The 18,400-nt window shown below is 55.4% G+C and carries 17 protein-coding genes and 1 pseudogene; 11 read left to right on the forward strand and 7 right to left on the reverse strand.

What is annotated here, in order from left to right; all coding sequences use genetic code 11:
- Positions 1–95 precede the first annotated feature (95 nt).
- A complete protein-coding gene (locus AC58P5_RS17565; protein WP_497388693.1) occupies positions 96–479 on the reverse strand; it encodes a hypothetical protein in 384 nt (127 codons plus the stop codon).
- A 308-nt stretch (positions 480–787) separates the two neighbouring features.
- Here AC58P5_RS17565 and aph(3')-IVa point away from each other — a divergent pair, with 308 nt between their 5' ends.
- Both aph(3')-IVa and AC58P5_RS17575 read left to right on the forward strand, forming a co-directional pair.
- Complete coding sequence (aph(3')-IVa, locus tag AC58P5_RS17570) at positions 788–1,576, forward strand: aminoglycoside O-phosphotransferase APH(3')-IVa (RefSeq protein ID WP_497388695.1); 789 nt, start codon at positions 788–790, stop codon at positions 1,574–1,576.
- Positions 1,577–1,648: 72 nt separating this feature from the next.
- Entirely contained in the window at positions 1,649–2,164 is a 516-nt protein-coding gene (locus tag AC58P5_RS17575) for a DUF6886 family protein (RefSeq protein ID WP_497388697.1), read from the forward strand.
- A 61-nt stretch (positions 2,165–2,225) separates the two neighbouring features.
- Here the strand turns inward: AC58P5_RS17575 and AC58P5_RS17580 are convergent.
- A pseudogene (locus AC58P5_RS17580) lies at positions 2,226–2,390 on the reverse strand (spore germination protein); the annotation flags it as partial.
- Positions 2,391–2,431: 41 nt separating this feature from the next.
- On the opposite strand from AC58P5_RS17580, the gene AC58P5_RS17585 reads away from it, so the two are divergent.
- Positions 2,432–2,743, forward strand: coding sequence for a GNAT family N-acetyltransferase (locus tag AC58P5_RS17585; protein ID WP_497388699.1), 312 nt, complete (start codon positions 2,432–2,434; stop codon positions 2,741–2,743).
- A 61-nt stretch (positions 2,744–2,804) separates the two neighbouring features.
- Entirely contained in the window at positions 2,805–3,131 is a 327-nt protein-coding gene (locus tag AC58P5_RS17590; protein WP_497388701.1) for an antibiotic biosynthesis monooxygenase, read from the forward strand.
- A gap of 237 nt (positions 3,132–3,368) precedes the next feature.
- Here AC58P5_RS17590 and AC58P5_RS17595 read toward each other — a convergent pair whose 3' ends face one another.
- The 5 genes from AC58P5_RS17595 to AC58P5_RS17615 form a co-directional block, all read right to left on the reverse strand.
- Positions 3,369–3,911 carry a DUF1697 domain-containing protein gene (locus tag AC58P5_RS17595; protein WP_497388703.1) on the reverse strand — a complete coding sequence of 181 codons (543 nt, stop codon included), beginning with the start codon at positions 3,909–3,911 and terminating at the stop codon, positions 3,369–3,371.
- 204 nt (positions 3,912–4,115) lie between these two features.
- Positions 4,116–4,877 carry a carbohydrate ABC transporter permease gene (locus tag AC58P5_RS17600; protein ID WP_497389106.1) on the reverse strand — a complete coding sequence of 254 codons (762 nt, stop codon included), beginning with the start codon at positions 4,875–4,877 and terminating at the stop codon, positions 4,116–4,118.
- A gap of 138 nt (positions 4,878–5,015) precedes the next feature.
- Positions 5,016–5,948 carry a carbohydrate ABC transporter permease gene (locus AC58P5_RS17605; RefSeq protein WP_497388705.1) on the reverse strand — a complete coding sequence of 311 codons (933 nt, stop codon included), beginning with the start codon at positions 5,946–5,948 and terminating at the stop codon, positions 5,016–5,018.
- Positions 5,945–7,222 (reverse strand): ABC transporter substrate-binding protein, encoded by a 1,278-nt coding sequence (locus AC58P5_RS17610; RefSeq protein WP_497388707.1) that lies wholly within the window; start codon positions 7,220–7,222, stop codon positions 5,945–5,947. The genes AC58P5_RS17605 and AC58P5_RS17610 overlap by 4 nt, the downstream gene beginning before the upstream one ends.
- Before the next feature lie 166 nt (positions 7,223–7,388).
- On the reverse strand, positions 7,389–10,016 hold the full coding sequence (locus AC58P5_RS17615; protein ID WP_497388709.1) for a helix-turn-helix domain-containing protein: 2,628 nt from the start codon (positions 10,014–10,016) through the stop codon (positions 7,389–7,391).
- 190 nt (positions 10,017–10,206) lie between these two features.
- On the opposite strand from AC58P5_RS17615, the gene AC58P5_RS17620 reads away from it, so the two are divergent.
- From AC58P5_RS17620 to AC58P5_RS17650, 7 genes are all read left to right on the forward strand, one after another.
- On the forward strand, positions 10,207–11,190 hold the full coding sequence (locus AC58P5_RS17620) for an ABC transporter permease (protein ID WP_497388711.1): 984 nt from the start codon (positions 10,207–10,209) through the stop codon (positions 11,188–11,190).
- 16 nt (positions 11,191–11,206) lie between these two features.
- Complete coding sequence (locus AC58P5_RS17625; protein WP_497388713.1) at positions 11,207–12,094, forward strand: carbohydrate ABC transporter permease; 888 nt, start codon at positions 11,207–11,209, stop codon at positions 12,092–12,094.
- A gap of 94 nt (positions 12,095–12,188) precedes the next feature.
- Positions 12,189–13,820 (forward strand): extracellular solute-binding protein, encoded by a 1,632-nt coding sequence (locus AC58P5_RS17630; RefSeq protein WP_497388715.1) that lies wholly within the window; start codon positions 12,189–12,191, stop codon positions 13,818–13,820.
- A gap of 80 nt (positions 13,821–13,900) precedes the next feature.
- Entirely contained in the window at positions 13,901–15,046 is a 1,146-nt protein-coding gene (locus tag AC58P5_RS17635) for a ComEC/Rec2 family competence protein (protein ID WP_497388717.1), read from the forward strand.
- Between the two features lie 348 nt (positions 15,047–15,394).
- Entirely contained in the window at positions 15,395–16,240 is an 846-nt protein-coding gene (locus tag AC58P5_RS17640; RefSeq protein WP_497388719.1) for an STM4015 family protein, read from the forward strand.
- On the forward strand, positions 16,200–17,615 hold the full coding sequence (locus AC58P5_RS17645) for an STM4014 family protein (protein ID WP_497388721.1): 1,416 nt from the start codon (positions 16,200–16,202) through the stop codon (positions 17,613–17,615). The genes AC58P5_RS17640 and AC58P5_RS17645 overlap by 41 nt, the downstream gene beginning before the upstream one ends.
- A complete protein-coding gene (locus AC58P5_RS17650) occupies positions 17,612–18,394 on the forward strand; it encodes an STM4013/SEN3800 family hydrolase (RefSeq protein WP_497388723.1) in 783 nt (260 codons plus the stop codon). Before AC58P5_RS17645 ends, AC58P5_RS17650 begins: the two co-directional genes overlap by 4 nt.
- Positions 18,395–18,400 lie beyond the last annotated feature (6 nt).

Below are 18,400 nucleotides of genomic sequence, written 5' to 3' on the forward strand. Positions count from 1 at the left end.
GCGCATGTTTTAAATCAAACAAGGAGCATACCCGAGGGTATGCTCCTTGTTTGATTTGGCCGGGCGGACGGAAGCCAAGTTCGAGTGCTTTTGCTTCAAGGGCGGGATTTTCCGATTTCGGAGAGAGACGTGGTTTGTCGGTTTTTTGCGGCTCTTTTTTCGATCAGCAGGATGAGCGGGTACGACACGGCCAATAACAGGCTGACCAACAGCGACGTTTCGAAGAAGTGTTTAAAACGCGCCGGAGACCAGTTTCCTTCTCCAATGATCCAGTAGGCCACCTCGTTGGCTATTCCGATTCCATCATTTGCTTCCGGAATCAGACTTTGGGTATAATTTTGCGATAGACCGATGGCGGCGACCAGCGCACAAAAAAGCAACATGAGTACAGTGTTCGAGTAAACGGCATCCGTTTTCGCTTTCTTCATAATAACTGCCCAGATCGTTGCAGCGATGAGGCAGACAGTGGAGTACAGCACCCGGGAGACCTCCTTGGAAAGAATGTTATCCTTCGTATAGCAAGACAGGAGCGGCCGTTCTAATCTAAAGATTTCTAAATCTGATATCTGGAAAACGGTCCTTTAAAAGGAATTTTGTTCCTGACGGCGAATAGGAGTAATTTCCGTTCAAAGGCGGGATCATCTTGAAGCCGCTACCGGACACTAGCGCCAGAAAAGGCAGATGACGAGGCTGTCCGGAAAATTTTTATTTCAGGGAACGGAATCGTGCGGTGTCGAATCCCGCATCCACATTCGTATCACATGGAGTTTTAAGGAGGAACAGACAGATGGATGAGAGTATGCGTAACTGGCCGGAGGAGCTTCTTGAGCTTCTCGGGCAGACAGAATTAACCGTGAACAAAATCGGGTATTCCGGAGACCACGTCTATCACGTGAAGGAGTACAAGGGAGCCCCCGCATTTCTGAAAATCGCCCCTAGCATCTGGTGGAGAACGCTCCGGCCGGAAATCGAAGCGCTCACTTGGCTGGACGGGAAGCTCCCGGTTCCCAAGGCCTTGTACACGGCCGAACATGGCGGGATGGACTATTTGCTGATGGAGGCGCTGGCCGGAAAAGACGGCTCCCACGAGACGATTCAGGCGAAGCCGGAACTTTTTGTGAAGCTGTACGCGGAAGGTCTCCGAAGCGTGCACGGTCTCGATATCCGCGATTGTCCGCTGTCGAACGGGCTGGAGAAGAAGCTCCGGGATGCGAAAAGAATAGTCGACGAAAGTCTGGTGGACCCGACCGATATAAAAGAGGAGTACGATTGTACGCCGGAGGAATTATACCGGATTTTGCTCGCCAATAAGCCGGAAACCGAGGATCTGGTTTTTGCGCACGGAGATTACTGTGCGCCTAATCTGATTATCGACGGAGAGAAGCTGACGGGATTTATCGATCTCGGCCGAGCGGGCGTGGCGGACCGTTATCAGGATATCAGTCTGGCGATCCGCAGCCTCCGGCACGATTACGGCGACGACCGTTACAAAGCTCTCTTTCTGGAGCTTTACGGGCTGGACGGGCTGGACGAGGACAAGGTCAAGTATTATATCTGGCTGGATGAATTTTTTTGAACAACCGAAAAAAGGCGGACGAATGTAAGCGGAGCTGAAAACTCACGATTGGAGCAAAAAGGAGGCGGCCCGATGCTGTATCATTTCAGCGAAGAACCCGGCATCCCGGTCTTCATTCCCCGAAAAACGCCGGGACGGGAAGATTTGCCGCCTGTAGTTTGGGCGGTAGACGAAGCCCATGCGCATTTATACTACTTCCCGAGGGAGTGCCCGCGAATCGTGTATGCGCTCTCCGGCGAGGTCGGGGAGGAGGACAAGCGGCTGCTGTTCGGACCGGCCGCCTCCGATACGGTCATCGCGATAGAGAGCGCCTGGCTGGAGCGGCTGAGAGAGACGGTCCTGTACCGGTACACCTTCGATGAACGGGACTTCCGTTTGCTCGATGCGACGGCGGGCTACCACACGGCCGGGCGGGAGGTAACACCTGTATCGGTCGAACGGGAAGGGGATCTGCTGGCTAAGCTGGCGGCGACGGGCGCCGAACTGCGGATCGTTCCGAGCCTTCATCCTTTGCGCGACGCTCTTTTGGCTTCATCCGTTTCGCTTTTTTCGGTGATTCGTTTCCGCAATGCGCAGCCTCCCCGGTAGAACCCGGCAGCGGCACAGACAGGAAAATGCTGAGAATCCGAACCAGAAGGGAAAAAGACGTATAGTAAAAATTATTATGCAGATCCTCGGGCGATTTAATCTGCATAGCCATGGTCGAGGGCGCGATCAGTACCATGGGATTGCCAGCGACCATCAGCCCAAACCGGCCGTTGAGGAGAGCGCTGACGGCAAAATCGGGTCGCCCCGTGTAATCCATCAGGGGCATCAGGGAAAGTGACCAGCTCTTCGATTTGGGAAATGCTGTAGATGCCGTCTACGTCAATGGACTCCAGCCGGCTGCGGGCTTCAAGGAGCAGTTCGGGCGAGAGGATGTCCCGGACATCGGCTATATGGCGGGCACGGGACTTCAGCACGGTTACATGGAGGACATCATCGTACACCCCGCCCTACCACGGCCGGGGGATCGGGAAGGCTCTGGTGTCGCGCTTGCTGGAAGAGGCGGACCGGACGGGACTCCAGATCGTAACCGTCACGTTTGCCGAAGCGCATGCTTCTTTTTACGAAAAAAGCGGGTTTAAGCCGTGCCCAGGCGGTTTGTGGAAGAGCGGATCAAATTGACAATGATAATCTTTATCAACTACAATGAAGGTATAGTTCACAAATAAGGAAGTGTATCTTCATGTTCATTCAAACGAGATCCGTCGTAGTGGAAAAGGGAAATGCCGATCAGGTTGTCGAGCGTTTCAGCAAAGAAGGCGCCATTGACAGCCGCGAAGGCCTTATCGACGTCAGTGTGATGGTTAACCGTTCGAAGAAAGAGAACGAGGAAGTGCTGATCCTGATCCGCTGGGAATCGGAAGAAGCCTGGAAGAATTGGGAGAAGAGCGAAGAGCACATTCAGGGGCACCGCGAGAAAAGAGGGCAGCCGAAGCCCGAGTATATCATCTCTACCAGCGTAAACTCCTACGAGCTGAAAAAGAGAAAGATCGGCAAAGCGGGCCAATAAATGCACCAAAATGCACCCCGTGTGCATGTACATGCCTGTCCCGGACGAGAGCTGTGCCGCGGCAACCCGAACTCTACCGAGCGCCGGGAGCTGCGGGAACGCCGCCGGATGGAACAAAGAAAGCCGCCAATCGGCGGCTTTTTTTGTTTTCGCAGACCCGACCCGACCCGACCCGACCCGTCCCGTCCCGTCCGGGAGCGGAGCAGGAGATAAGACTGCCTTCGGAAAAGAGACGGGTTAAAGAGAACGGGCCAACGTAAGCAGCTTGTTCATCGTGTTCCAGTTCCGCGTCGTTGCGGGGGTTTTCAGCTTATGCAGGCTGGCGGCCACCTTGGAATCGCGAATGCTTTGATGAAACAGGAAGTATACCTCGCGTCCGTTCACCCGGTATTCCTCCAGGCGGGGGTCCGGCTCAGGGATACGCCCCAAATCTTCCGGCTCCGGCCGGTCTCCCAGCAGCGTCACATAGATGCTCTCGCCCTCTTTCAGATCTGCCGCATCATAGGGACAGTCCCGGATAATCTGCTCCCATTCCTCGGCCGTTCGTATAATAACGGAGACCTGAAAGCCGAATACGGCGGCGATTTCATTTTCAATCCGCTCCCGGAGCGAATCTTCAGCATTCGCGAGGTCTGACCGGAACAGAACGTTTCCGCTTTGAATATACGTTTTCACCGCGGCAAACCCCATCGCTTCGAACATGATTTTGAGTTCGGCCATTTTAATCAGCTTCTGTCCGCTTACGTTGATTCCCCTTAATAAGGCGAGGTACGTCGTCATGCTTCAGCCCCGATTCTTTTTTGATCCAGTATAGCATGTACCGGTAGGGAAGTGAGAGAAAACGGACGGGGCGCCACCTGTTCCGGACGTATCGATGCAGATGGAAACCGGATTAGTCATTTCGCGTCCATTCCATTTCCGTCTGTTTGTGACCTGGGAAAACGACGGTCGATGCCGATAATCGGTAATCGATAATCTCTCCGTTCAGCCTTTCGTACCCGTCATGGCGATTCCTTCGATAAAATAGCGTTGAAGGAAGATGAACATCAGAATCATCGGCAGGGTGGCAAGCAGAGCGCCGGCCATAAGCAGCGGATAGTCTGTCGTGTATTGGCCCTGGAAATTCGCAATGCCCACAGGCAGAACCCGCATGCTGTCCGAGCTGGTCATAATGAGCGGGAAGAAGAAATCGTTCCACGCCGCCAGAATGGTAAAAATGGCCAAGGCGACAAGCGCCGGTTTGGATAAAGGCAAATAGATGCGCCAATAGATGCCGAAGAGGCTGCAGCCGTCGATTTTGGCGGCTTCATCCAAATCTTTGGGGAGCCCCATAAAAAACTGGCGGAGCAGGAAGGTACCGAAAGCGCTGAAAATACCCGGCACGATCAGCGCGTAAAACGTATCCAGCCATCTGAACTGCTGCATGAGAATAAAATTCGGGATGAGCACAACCTGAGAAGGCACCATCAGCACACTCAGCATCCCGATGAACAGCAGATTCTTGCCGGGAAAACGCAGCCGGGCAAAGGCGAAAGCCGCGAGCGAGCACAGGAGCAGCTGTCCGGCCGTGCGGGCAGTCGTCACGAAGATGGAGTTCAGGTAATAACGTCCGAAGTTGTTTTTCCCCCATACTTTCGTGAAGTTTTCAAACTGCCACGCGTTCGGAAAAATTTCGGGCGGTACTTTTAACGACTCGGACAGTGTCTTGAGGGAGGTCAGGATCATCCATAGAAAAGGGGCGACCATAACGACACCGCCGGCGATTAACAACAAGTGGACGATTAAAAAGCGGGACCTGCCTTGGGGAGCAGTCCTAACTGTTGTCCTGACCGCTGTCCTTGCTGCCGGTTCTGCTGCCATTTTTGCTGCCATCTCGGCACCCCCTTATTCGTAATGAACCCATTTTTTCTGGAAATACATCTGGATAAGCGTAATTAGCATCAGCACGACGGAGAGCACCCACGCCTGGGCGGAGGCATACCCCAAATGGAAAAACTTGAAGCCCTGTTCCCAGATGCTGAAGACGGCGGTTCTCGTGTAAGTGAGCATGGACTGGTCTTTGCCCATCATCATATAGATCAGGTCGAACACCTGGAGCGAGTTAATGAACGAGATGATAAGGACAAAAAAGAGACTCGGACTCAGCAGAGGGACCGTAATATGAATAAATTTGCGCCAGCTGCCGGCTCCGTCCAGGGAGGAGGCCTCGTAATAGGTTCTGGAGATCCCCTGGAGACCGGATAATAAAATGATCGCGTTGTACCCTACATTCATCCAGACGCTGACAAGGATAATGCTGATGAGCGCAATATGCTCGTCAAACAGCCAGTTGGGCTGGGGGAGATGCAGAAAGCCCAGCACCTGGTTGATGAGGCCGTATTCCGAATTGTACAGCCAGCGCCAGACCATTCCTACGGCGACAGGCATCGTAACGACAGGGATGAAGAAGAGTGTCCGGTACACCGTCAACCCGCGGATCGGCTGGTTCAGCAGCACGGCGATCAAGGTCGCGCAGGCGATGGACAGAGGGACCGAGCCCGCGGTAAACAGGAAGGTGTTCCAGAGAGAACGGAGGAAATCCTCATCTTTTGCCAGAGCGGCGAAATTGTCGAAGCCGATAAAGGAAGCTCTGGACAAGCCGTCCCAGTCAAAGAAGGAAAGGACCAGCGAGCCAAGAGCGGGAAGGGTATAAAAAACCGCCAGTCCCAGAACGACCGGAGCAATAAAAAGATAAGCCCACATGGCTTCCCGAGCCGCCATGCCGGAGCGTCCGGTCTTGGATTTCACGGCGGAGCGGATAGATCGTTCCGTGTTCATTTCGCCACCCCCTGTTCTTTTTCCAGCAGCGTGTTCATTTTGGAAGCGATCCTGCCCGCGGCTTCTTCCACGCTTTTCATCCCGCGCATAGCCTCCAGGATTTCTTTGGTTTCGACCGTCTGCCATTCCGCGGTATATTTCGAGACGGGGTACGGAGCGGCATTAGCGATGCTGTCGACGAATACCTGCAGATTCAGCGACGGGATCGATTTCAGCCACTCGGCCTGGGCTTTCTCATAGGCGGGAATACTAAAGCCGGATTTAGCGAGAAGAGTCGACCCGTGTTCGCCGGCAAGCGCTTTCACTAAATCCCAGGCCGCTTGCTCGTGCTCGGTATTCTGATTCACCGCCCAGCTCAGGCCGTGCACGATGGTGGCTTTCCGCTTCCCTCCGGGCAGCGGAGCAATACCGAGTTTATCGCCCAGCATGCCGTGAAGCTCGGGGGCTTTGACCGAAATGGCCTGCACCATGGCGGCCTTGCCGGAGCCGAACATCTGCACGGGCTCTGTTTCGAGCTGCTGCCTGGCGTCCGGCGAGATACCCTCATCCGAAAGCTGCTTCAGCCATTTCAAGGCAGCTACGGATTCCGGAAGGTCGAAACCGGATTTTGTTTTATTTTCATTGATTATGTACCCGCCCGCCTGATGAATCAGGTTGTAGTAACCGTCCTGGTTTGTAACGGGGGAGATGTAACCGTATTGGCCTTTGTCCTTGCGGGTAAGTTTGGCGCCCGTTTCCTTCAGTTTATTCCAGTCCCAGGTTTCATCGGGATAAGGGATGCCCGCCTCATCGAACATTTCTTTGTTGTAATACAGCGCGATGTCGTCCAGGAAGTATGGAAGACCGTATAAGTTCCCGTCAGTGGAGTACATATCGACGAGCGTTTTCGTGTAATCTTCCTTTTTTATGCCGTCCGCCGCCAGCAGCGGATCGAGCTCCTTCAATAAGTTAGCGCTTACATATTGATAGAAATTCGGGCCGTTCATCCAGAAAACATCCGGTCCGCTTTTGCCCGCCAGGCTGGTGCGCAGCTTGCTCCAGTAATCCGCGAACGGGGTATACGTGACTCTCACGTTTACGTTCGGATGCTCTTTTTTGTAGCTTTCAAGCGACTGTTGGATCACTTCCGTCAAATTTTCGTCCCAGAGAGCCAGATCAAGCGTAATCGTACCGGCTCCGCCGGATGAATCAGAGCCGGAACCGCAGCCGGCAAGCGGCAGCAGCGCCAAATGAGCGCAGAATGCAAGCGTAACCGCTCTTTTGCGCGGGTTCATTTGTTTTCCCCCTGTCAGGATGAGATAGATCCGTTGATCGTACGCTTCGGACGGTAAATAATTCCATTAATAATCAACAGATATTAGAAATATTTAACCAATCAAACTTCGAATGAAACGCGGCTCTGTAAAAGGCGGGGTAAAAAAATAGCAGAAGCTGCCTTACCTACAAACCGCCAAGCTCCCGGCCGATGACATGTCTCTTGCGGTATTCACCGGGCGGAAGCCCTGTCATCTTCTTGAACATCCGGTTGAAAGAGGTGACGTTGCGGTAGCCGATTCTCACGCTGATCTCCTGCATGCTCAAACCGGTACCGCCGAGCAGCTCTTTCGCCCTGCGGATGCGGATCGCGTTGAGCTGTTCGCTGAAGTTGGCGCCCGTTTTCTCTTTGATATACACGGACAAGTAGGCAGCCGACAAGTTCAGCCTATCCGCGAGCAGATCGAGCGAAATATCGTCGGCGAACTTGTTTTCCAGTTCGTTCATCACGAATTCGATGACGGAATCCCGCTCTTCCCTGCCCGCTGCGATGATCCCGGCCGCCTCCTTGAGCAGCTGCGCGTAAAATTGCGCGAATTGGCCGGGGGTGTAGCAGCTTCTCAGCAGGCGCTGGTGGCGCTCCTGGAAGGAGAGGCCTCCCTCCGGGCCGCAAGCCCCGCCGCAAACGCAGGCCGCTTCGCAAGGCGCGCCGGGATCTCCGCCGCAGGTGCAGGCCGTCTCGGCAACCGCAGGTCCGGCTCCGCCAATGTCCCCGCCATTCCCCGCCATATTCCCCGGCAAAGTCCGAAGAATATGGCCGGTGCCCCCGCCGCTCTCCATCATATTCCCCGGCAAAGACCGGGGAATATGGCCTGCGGCACTGGCTGCGTAGGCCTGCTGGCCCGCGCTTGCGTCCGGCGGCTTCTCCGCCGAACGGTGAGCGCTACTGTCCGCCGCCGGGGCCTGCGGGTCAGGCTCGGCGTCCTTGCCCTGCCCCGCCATTGCGGCTGCCCCGGCGCGGTGGTAAGGCTCGACGGCTCTAGCGGCGCGGAGCAGGATGCTCTCGGCGATTTGCCGGTACTGCGCGAGTCCCGCCTCCTTCTTCTCCATCTGCTCCAGGATGCGTTCCGTCAGCGACACACAGTGGGCGAGATTTCCCGCCTGGATGTGCTGGAACAGCTCCTGCTCCTGGGCAGCGTTCAGCGCGAAGGGAGGCGAAACGCGGTGACTGCGGATAATCTGGCACTCGTCCAGAGGCCGGGCCTGCTGCGCCATCTCCTGCGCCTGCTTGTAGGCGGCGTTGAACTGGCCGGACCCTTCGTGAACCGAACCGACGGCGAGCGTGACGAGAAAATAAGATTTGTCCCGGTCGAGGATGGGCTTCAGCTTCTCCAGCGCTTCCTCGAGTTTTTCCGGCTCATCTCCGCCTCTTACGAGCGTCAAAATCTGATTCGTATCAATCTGGAACGTGTGCGAATGGGGAAGATGCTCGGTCATGACAACGTTGATATATTCCCGGATATAGTAGGCCATCCGGTCCGTCCGGGTATGGCCGTCGCGACCCGGCTCCGTTTTGAACTGCAGTTGGGTCAGCACAAGGCAGAACGGGTCGTCCATGTCCGCGATATCCTGCCAATCGTTAATATCCGATGTAATCGCTTTCAATTTATTGATATAACCGAAGCTGGTCAGAAGCGACTTTTTCCCGAGAAGCTCTTTCTGGACAGCTTCTTTTTCCTGTATCAGCTCGTGGAGGTTCTGATGGATCAGGTCGAACTCGCGGATCGCGCTCTTCGGCCGGACAGGGTCACGGCTCGCAATGGAGCTGAGCATCTGTTTGACGGGCCGGTCAATTCTGCGGCTGAAGAAGAGCGAGGCCGCAATGCCGAGCAGAAGAGCGGCTGCAAAAATAAGCAGCAGCGTCAGGCTCGCGTTGCGCACCTTGGTCGTAATATTCGCGTACGGCAGCGCCGTTACATATGTAAGCCGGGTGAGGGGATCTTTTTCGGCAAAAAAATACGTGTCGCCCGCCTTTACATACCCGGCTCCTTCCGGCCCGAAGGACGGGATATCCCCGGCGCCGAAGGCGGATGAAGACCGGTACAGCAGGGAACCGTCTTCCCGGAGGATCATAAATTCCCGGCTGTCTCCGGGGCCGTAGAACGCTTCCTGTAGAGCGCGGGCGTCCAGGAGGGCAACGGTCTGGTAGTTGGAGCCGGGCATGCGGAACGAGAACGGGATAAGCTCGACATCCACCGACGAGTTTAAGGTCGTCACGTTGAATGACGACTGCGGATGCAGCACGTAGTTCCCGCTTCGCGCAAACTGTTCCTTCCAATAAGCAAGCGGATAATCCGCGCTCCGGTAAAAGCGCTCGAACAGCATGGGCGCGTTCACGCTGCCTTCTTTCTCCACGATCAGCGAATGGGAATCGTAATACACCAGCAGGTTATTGAGATAAAACATCGGATTGTAAGCCTGAGTGCGGACCGTTTTCAAAACCTCGGACGCCTTCCAGTATTCGATGTCCGGCTCCGCCTTCGTCAGCAGTTGGCGGTTGAACGCCACGAGCGCTTCATTCGAATAAAGGTCGAACAGCATCGTTTTGATCCGTTCGAAATGGGTCTCGTACCGTTCGGCCGTATTTTTAAGCATCAGCCGGTTGTACTGGATAATTTCGTTTTGCATGCTTTTGTTAAAGAAATAGACGGACACGCCGTTAAAAACGGAAAACAGCAGCAGAATGCCGAGAAAGCTGAAAAATATTTTGTAGACCAGCGAATGCCGGTTAAGCAGGACCCGTTTCAAGCGCATCAAGCTCCCTTACCGTGTTGTCTTCTTATTTTATCCAAAGAATGCCGGGGAACAAATAAGCCTTTTTTTAGATTCTTATCTTTTTTTTATCCGGCGAATCTGGGGCCAAGGAGATAAAGAAGTGTAAATACCCGTCGGCGGCCCCGTTTGCTATGCTCCGGAAAGAATACATGAAAAGTGGGGTGGGGATTTGTCACAAGAAGCGTCATCGTCACAAACAGCGGCTCCGGCATCAGCCCCGGCCGCTTCGGCCGTCCGTAAACCGAAACGATCCGCGGTCTTTAAACGGGTCCGGAGAAATTGGGATCTGTATCTGCTTATTTTACCGGTCCTCGTGTTTTTCCTGGTCTTCGAGTATTTTCCCATGTATGGCGTACAAATTGCCTTTAAAAATTTTATCGCGACCAAAGGAATCTGGGGCAGCCCGTGGGTGGGCTTCAAACATTTCGAGCGTTTCTTCGAAAGCTATTATTTCTGGCGGCTGCTGACCAACACGCTGGGCATCGGTCTCTACCAGCTCGTCGTCGGTTTTCCGGTTCCGATTATTCTGGCCCTCATGATCAATGAAGTTCGCTCTAAAAAGTTCAGCAAGTTCGTCCAGACGGTCACGTACGCGCCGCATTTTCTGTCGACGGTCGTTCTGGTGGGTATGGTATTTATTTTCCTTTCGCCGCAGACCGGTCTGCTGAATATGGTCGTGACGTGGTTCCGGGGGGAACCGGTTAACTTTCTGACCGATCCCGCCTGGTTCAAAAGCGTCTACGTCCTGTCCGGCGTCTGGCAGCAGATGGGCTGGAGCTCCATCATTTACTTGGCTGCCCTCACGGGAATCGATCCGCAGCTTCACGAGGCGGCGAGGGTCGACGGGGCAAGCCGTTGGCAGCGCATCCTCCATATTAATCTGCCGGGTATTATGCCGACAATCACCATTTTGCTCATTCTGAATATGGGATCGCTGCTCGGCGTCGGTTTCGAAAAAGTGTATCTCATGCAAAACTCGCTGAACATGCAGGCATCCGACATTATTTCTACGCATGTGTACCAGAAAGGAATTATCGACGGTCAATACAGCTATTCGGCGGCAGTCGGCCTGTTTAATTCCGTCATCAACTTTATTCTGCTGCTTACCGTGAACCGGATCGCCCGCAAAGTCAGCAGCACCAGCTTGTGGTAGAAAGGAGGACTGCCCGATGAATACCATTCAAAGCACCCGGGAAAAAGCGTTCGACTGGGCCGTTTACGCGCTGTTGTCTCTCGTTTCCCTGATTGTGTTATACCCTCTTGTCTTCGTCCTGGTTGCCTCCTTCAGCAGTCCGGAAGCGGTCATGCGGGGAGAAGTATGGCTGTGGCCCAAAGGCGTTACATGGATGGGCTATACGAAAATTTTTCAGAACAACGAAATTTTGACGGGGTACCTGAACACGATTGTGTACACCGTCGTCGGCACGGCGATCAATCTGATTCTATCCGTCGCGGCCGCTTATCCGCTCTCGCGCAAAGATTTTGCCGGACGGAACGCGATTTCCGCCCTCATGGTGTTTACGATGTTTTTCAGCGGGGGTATGGTTCCAAGTTACCTGCTCGTGAAAAACCTGGGCATGCTCAACACGATGTGGGCGCTGATTATTCCGGGAGCCGTATCGGTGTATAACATCATCATCATGCGAACCTTTTTCCAGAGCTCGATCCCCGGCGAAATGCAGGAAGCGGCTTCGATAGACGGCTGTTCCAACCTCGGCATTCTCTGGAAAATCGTACTGCCGCTTTCCATGCCGATCATCGCCGTCATGATCTTGTTTTACAGCGTCGGCCACTGGAATTCTTATTTCAGCGGGCTGATGTATTTGACCGACCGCGACAAATATCCGCTCCAGCTCTTCCTGCGCGAAATTCTCATCCAGGGGCAGATGCAGGAAATGCTCGGGGTCGGAGACGATTCCCATGCCCGGAATGTGATGGAGGGCGAAGCGATCAAATACGCCGTCGTCATTGTGGCCAATCTGCCGGTGCTGATGCTGTACCCGTTTTTGCAGCGGTATTTTGTCAAAGGCGTCATGATCGGCTCGGTCAAAGGCTGATTGGAAGGGAAGGAACGGAAGACTTTGCGGGTCCGCCGGGGCTGACACCCCGGCTGCCGATAGATACAATGGACTAAGGGAGGAAGATTTGCTGATGAGAACAATGAGATGGACAGCCGTGACGTTAACCGTCGCCATGGCCGTGAGCGTGCTGTCGGCATGCAGCGGTGGAAGCGAAAGCGCGGGAAGCGCGGACGGCAAAGACAGCAAGAAAGAAGTGGCGAATTTGAACCCGACGGGAATGCCCATCGCCAAGGAGCCGGTGTCGCTCACCTTCTTCACGGGGAAGGCGGCGACGAACGGCAATAACTTCGAAGAAACACTCGTTTGGAAAGAATACGCCAAAATGACTAACATGAACATCAAGTTCCAGCTCGTACCGTTTGAAAATTTGACGGAAAAACGCAATCTCGCGCTGGCCGGCGGGGACTATCCCGACGCCTTCTATTCGGCCCGCGTTCCTTCCTCCGACCTGATGAAGTACGGGGCGCAGGGGACTTTCGTCAAACTGAACGATCTCATCGACCAGTACGCTCCGAATTTCAAGAAACTGATGGAGAAATACCCGGATTTGAAAAAAGGCCTGACGATGCCGGACGGCAACATTTATTCGTTCCCTTCCTTCTACAGCCCGGATTTTCTTCCGATGCTTATCGGGACTCCGCTCTGGGTCAAGCAGGATTGGCTGGATAAGCTGGGCATGAAGGAGCCGGCCACCACGGAGGAATTTTACCAGTATTTGAAAAAGATCAAAGAAACCGACCTGAACGGGAACGGGCAGGCGGATGAAATTCCATATGCGGGAGAGGGAATCAACCCGCTGATCGAGCAGCTGCGCGGGGCGTGGGGCTTCGGAAACCGCGGTCTCGGCCACAAATTCGTCGATGTGGACCCGAAAACGAACGACCTGCGGTTTTTCCGGACGGACCCCGCCTACAAAGAAGTGATTGAATACATGCGCAAGCTGTATACCGAAGGCTTGATCGATAAAGAAATCTTTACGATCAAGACGGCGGCCCTGTTCGCCAAAGGACAGAAAGGCGTGTTCGGCGCCACCATCAATCCGAATCCGAAAACCCAGATGAACCAGACCGGCTATTTCGGGCTCGGTGCTCTGAAGGGCCCTCACGGCGACCAGCTTTACTCGCACGTCAAGGTGCCGGCCGTCTGGCCGGGCGCGTTCGTCATTACGGACAAGAACAAGAATCCGGAAGCGACCGTACGGTGGATCGACCATTTTTACGGCGATGAAGGCGCGACGTTCTATTTCATGGGAATCGAAGGCCAGACCTATAAGAAAACGGCGGACGGAAAGCTCGAATTCGTCGAGGAAATCACGAAAAATCCGAACGGGCTGACGATGGACCAGGCTTTGGCCAAATACATCACCTGGCTCGGAGGCAGCTACCCGGGGTACGTGCAGCAGAAGTATTTCAAAGGCTCGGAGACGCTGCCGGAATCCGTGGAAACGGGCAAGAAAGCGGAGCCTCACGCCGTGAAGGAGCTGTGGAACAACTTCAACTTCACCGAAGAAGAGACCGAATTCCGCTCGACGGTGGGCAAGGACATGGAAACGTATATCGGCGAAATGGAAGCGAAATTCATTACCGGCTCCCAGCCGATGTCCGAGTGGGACAAATATGTGGCGACCGTTCAAAAGATGGGCGTGGACGAATATGTGAAGATTTACAAGCAGTCTTACGAGCGGTATAAGAGCAGCAAGTAAGAGCTTCCGGCAGACGGGAGGAGGACGTGATGTCTTTCTCCCTTTTTTACAGCCTAGTAAGGAAGAAAGGGGAAACGTCCATGTCCCGGCTGAGAGGCACACATAGCTTTACATCGCGTTTAAGGCTTGCAGCCGCCGCTTTAGTTCTGCTGACGGCGGCAGGATGCTCGGCACCCGGCTCCGGCAGTGCCGGAAGCGTTCAACCGGCAGGCAGCCCGGGAGGCGCCGTGAATGAGGGCGGCACGGGAAAAGCCGGAAACGCAGAGGGATCGGGGAAAAACGGGAGTACCAGAGGAACCGGAAGTTCCATGTCCGAACCGGCAGCGGCTTCACCAGTACCTGCACCCCAAAGCACGGAACCGCGTACGGCGCGAATTTTCAATAAAGAATCGGGAAAAGGCGTGCTCAGTATCCGTTACTTCGATCTGAGAGGCGAGAACCTGATGGGCGACAGCTTCCTGATCACGTCGCCGGAAGGCAAGACGCTGCTGATCGACTCCGGTTTACCGGAAGCGGGCGCGCAGGTGATCGGGTATTTAAACAAGCTTGGCGTCGATAAGCTCGACTTTGCGCTCAATACACATCCGCACATCGACCATGTCGGCGGATTTGCCGCAGTTGCCGGGAACAAACCGATCGGCCGATTTTATCAGGTGAATTTGCCCTACGCCAAATCGACTCCGTACAACAACACCATGGCCGCTCTCGAAGCGAAAAAGGTTCCCGTGCAGACGCTGGAGGAAGGGGACGTTTTCCAATTGGGAAACGAAGTCAAGTTCGAAGTGCTCTCGCCCCCGAAAGGCGCTCTGCCGGACGCGGTTAAAGTATTTTCCGCACCGGAAATCAACGATTACTCCATGGTGCTGAAAATGACATTCCGCGAAAAATCGTTTTTGTTTACGGCGGATATTTATAAACATCGCGAAATCGAGCTGTCCTCCGGACCGTGGAAAGACAAACTGAAGTCCGATATGATGGACGCCCCTCACCACGGAAGCGAATCGACTTCGTCGTCCGAAGCTTTTCTGAACGCCGTTTCCCCCCAAATCGTGGTCATGAGCCAGACCAATTTTCAGAGTCCGAACTTGAAGGAACGGCTGGAAAAGAAAAATTCAACCGTATATTCCACGGGACTTAACGGGAATATTCTGCTTACATCCGACGGCTCCAAGATCGAGGTGCTGACGGAAAAAGACGGGCTGGCGCCTAAGAAAAGCAAGCCGTAACATTCCTTGCTTCCAAGTGAACTGGTGCCCGAAAGCCGCTGCTTTTCCCTCCTGCAATCAATCATCCGGTGCGGTTGCTGTCTGTGAACCTGGCAGTCCCTCTGATCGCCGTGCAATCTGCACGGCGGTTTTTTTTACGAATAGGTCCATGGAAAGAAGACGTTATCCGTCGCGCAAAACCCGCATCCGGTGCGGCTTCCATACGAAACAGACCCAGAAAAACGAAAAAGAAACAAGGCAGAAGACGGGGCCGGTTGTCCGGAAATGTTTGCAAGTCTTTTTTAGAATCGTTTATAGTTAGGATTATATCGTACATAGAAGGAAAAAGTTGACACGGGAGGGACCGTTATGTCCGAAATTAAACTATCAATTGATTACGAGCAGTACGAAGCCGGCAAGAAAATGAAAGATTTGCTGGAAGAGCTTGCCGACAGCCCGCAAAGCGGAGAGCTGACGAGCCTCATTATCGGTGACTGGGGCGGTGCTTATGAGAACGATTCCGAAGAAACGGTCGAGACGCTTGTCGCGCTGAAGGACCGGTTTTCGAAACTGACGAGTTTGTTTATCGGAGACATGAGCTTCGAGGAATGCGAAGTGTCCTGGATTATGCAGTCCAACCTGGCCCCGCTGCTGGAGGCTTACCCCGCTCTCCGGTCGTTTACGGTCAAAGGAAGCACGGGACTGGATCTGAACCCGGCTCGTCACGAAAACCTGGAGGAACTGACCATTATTTGCGGCGGCCTGGGCAAGGACGTGATCCATCAAATTTACGAAGGTTCTTTTCCGCGTCTGAAAAAGCTGGAGCTGTATCTCGGTGTGGATGAATACGGATTCGACGGCAGCCTGGAAGACGTGCTGAAGCTGACGGAACCCGGTAAATTTCCCGAACTGACTTATCTCGGTTTGAAAAACAGCGAAATCCAGGACGAGCTGGCCGTCGCGCTGGCGGATGCCCCGATTCTGGACGGGCTGCACACCCTCGACATGTCGGATGGAACGTTGACCGATACGGGAGCGGAAGCGCTGCTGAACAGCGAGAAAGTGAAAAAGCTGCAGTTTCTGGACTTAAGCCATCATTATATGTCCGATGAAATGGTAAACCGCTGGAAATCGTCCGGCCTTAACGTGAACACGGACGATCAGCAGGATATGGATGAAGACGACGATTACCGGTATCCGTCGCTCACGGAATAACGGCATGCCGCAGAGGATGATCCTGATCGGCAACCCGGGCAACCGCCGCACGGCAGGGCTGCAGAACGCCCGGACGAAGCTGGGGCTGCCTCCGGCCGTCGTGCTGCCCTACGCCGGGCTGCTGGACGGCAGCGCCTCGCTCGCGCAGGCGGCAAGCCTCGCCGGAGCGGCGTCGCAGCTGGCGGGCGAACCCGCCCCGCTGCTGCGGCTGGACGCCCCCGGCGAGCTCTTCGCGGTGGAGCGCGGGCTGATCGCCCTCGGCGCTCTCGATCACGAAGAGGCGGCGTACGGCGACCGCCTGCTTCCGTTCGGGCACCGCAGCGATCCGCAGCCGCTCTCCGTGCGGTCGGCGCTCGCACTCGCGGAGCAAGAGGGACGGCAGTATCACCCGTCCCAATGGTTCCGCGGCTTCGCGCGGCTGCTTGCCCGCCTGCGGCGGGAAGCGGAGGAGCTGTGGCCGCAGCCGCAGTGGACGAACGCGCCGGACGACATCGCCGGCATGTTCGACAAGCGGCAGACGCACCGCATCCTGTCCGCTGCCGGCGTGCCGGTGCCCCGCCTCCTGGCTCCGCCGGAGGAGATCGCAGACTACGAGGCGCTTCGCGGGCTGATGCTGTCCCGGCGGGTTCACCGGGTCTTCGTGAAGCTCGCTTCCGGCTCCGGCGCCTGCGGCGTCGTCGCTTACCGCATCAACCCGCTTACGGGCGCGGAGCAGGCGGTCACGACCGTCGGCGTCGAGAACTACGGCGCCCGCGCCCCGGTTTTCTATAACGCGATGAAGCTGCGGCGTTACACGGACCCGTCCGCGATCCGCCAGGTGCTGAACTGGCTTCTGAGGCACGGCGCCCACGTCGAGCAGTGGATCGCCAAAGCTTCTTACGGCGACCGGACGTACGACATCCGCCAGCTTGTCGTGGCGGGAGAAGCCTGCCACAGCATCGCCCGTGTAAGCCGCACGCCGATCACGAACCTTCACCTGCGCAGCGAGCGGGTGAGCGTAGATGACCTCGGCCTGGCGCCGGGCGTCCGGGAAAGAGCTGCGGCCTGCGCCGAAAAGGCGCTGGCCGCTTTTCCGCGCTCCGCCGCAGCGGGTATCGACGTCCTGCTCGACAGCGCCTCGCATGCGCCTTACATACTTGACATCAATCCGTTCGGGGATCTGCTGTACCGTGTCGTTCATAAGGGAATGGACCCTTACGAATGGCAGATGAGCCGGCTCGCAGGAGGCTCCGGCGCAGCTGCCGCAGCCTACGGGTCTGCGGGGTCTGCGGGAGCCGCGGGTTCCGCCGGGTTTGCCGGATTTACCGGAACCGGAGCTTCAGGGAAGCCGAGAGCCGGAGCGGCTTCACCGGACGGGGAAGGAACGCTTCGATGAATATGAACGATATCGTCGGTACTCACGACATCTTGATGATTACGCTGGACACGCTGCGTTACGACGCCGCCGTCCTGGAGGAAGCCAACTGCCCGAATTTGTGCGGCGGCGGCTCCTGGGAAAAGCGTCACACGCCCGGCAGCTTTACCTATGCGGCGCATCACGCTTTTTTCGGCGGTTTTCTGCCGACTCCGGCGACGACGGACAAATCGCAGCATATCCGGCTTTTTCATTCCAAAAACACGGGGCTTAAAACCCATCCCCATACATGGCTCTTCGACACACCCGATCTGGTGTCCGGTCTTCGGGAAGAAGGCTACAGGACGATCTGTATCGGGGGTGTAATTTTTTTTACGAAAAAAGTTCCGCTCGCACGGGTGCTCCCCGGCTATTTCCAGGAAAGCTACTGGCGTATGACCTTCGGGGTGACGAACCCGCGTTCCACCGAGCATCAGGTCAATCATGCGCTCAAGCTTCTCGAGCGGACGAAGCCGGATGAGAAGCTGTTTATGTTTTTGAACGTCTCGGCCATACACGGGCCTAATCATTATTTTCTGCCCGGCGCGAAGAAAGATTCGGTCGAGAGCCAGAGGGCCGCGCTGCGGTACGTGGACGGCCAGTTGGGCCGTTTGTTCGAAGCGATGAGAGAACGGGAGCGGCCCGTGTTCTGCCTCGTCTTCTCCGATCACGGAACGTGCTACGGCGAAGACGGCTACGAAGGCCACCGGCTTGCTCATGAAGCGGTCTGGAATGTGCCTTACCGCGAGTTTATTCTATAGATTGAC

It is taken from the genome of Paenibacillus sp. JT31N7, assembly GCF_059692095.1.

Bases quoted from the DNA above. Each gene is read 5' to 3' on its own strand.
- AC58P5_RS17595 (WP_497388703.1), bottom strand. From the start codon at position 3,911: ATGACGACGTACCTCGCCTTATTAAGGGGAATCAACGTAAGCGGACAG.
- AC58P5_RS17605 (WP_497388705.1), bottom strand. From the start codon at position 5,948: ATGAACACGGAACGATCTATCCGCTCCGCCGTGAAATCCAAGACCGGA.
- AC58P5_RS17640 (WP_497388719.1), top strand. From the start codon at position 15,395: ATGTCCGAAATTAAACTATCAATTGATTACGAGCAGTACGAAGCCGGC.
- AC58P5_RS17615 (WP_497388709.1), bottom strand. From the start codon at position 10,016: ATGCGCTTGAAACGGGTCCTGCTTAACCGGCATTCGCTGGTCTACAAA.
- AC58P5_RS17650 (WP_497388723.1), top strand. From the start codon at position 17,612: ATGAATATGAACGATATCGTCGGTACTCACGACATCTTGATGATTACG.
- AC58P5_RS17630 (WP_497388715.1), top strand. From the start codon at position 12,189: ATGAGAACAATGAGATGGACAGCCGTGACGTTAACCGTCGCCATGGCC.
- AC58P5_RS17590 (WP_497388701.1), top strand. From the start codon at position 2,805: ATGTTCATTCAAACGAGATCCGTCGTAGTGGAAAAGGGAAATGCCGAT.
- AC58P5_RS17575 (WP_497388697.1), top strand. From the start codon at position 1,649: ATGCTGTATCATTTCAGCGAAGAACCCGGCATCCCGGTCTTCATTCCC.
- AC58P5_RS17585 (WP_497388699.1), top strand. From the start codon at position 2,432: ATGCCGTCTACGTCAATGGACTCCAGCCGGCTGCGGGCTTCAAGGAGC.
- AC58P5_RS17635 (WP_497388717.1), top strand. From the start codon at position 13,901: ATGTCCCGGCTGAGAGGCACACATAGCTTTACATCGCGTTTAAGGCTT.
- AC58P5_RS17645 (WP_497388721.1), top strand. From the start codon at position 16,200: ATGAAGACGACGATTACCGGTATCCGTCGCTCACGGAATAACGGCATG.
- AC58P5_RS17610 (WP_497388707.1), bottom strand. From the start codon at position 7,222: ATGAACCCGCGCAAAAGAGCGGTTACGCTTGCATTCTGCGCTCATTTG.
- AC58P5_RS17600 (WP_497389106.1), bottom strand. From the start codon at position 4,877: ATGGTCGCCCCTTTTCTATGGATGATCCTGACCTCCCTCAAGACACTG.
- AC58P5_RS17625 (WP_497388713.1), top strand. From the start codon at position 11,207: ATGAATACCATTCAAAGCACCCGGGAAAAAGCGTTCGACTGGGCCGTT.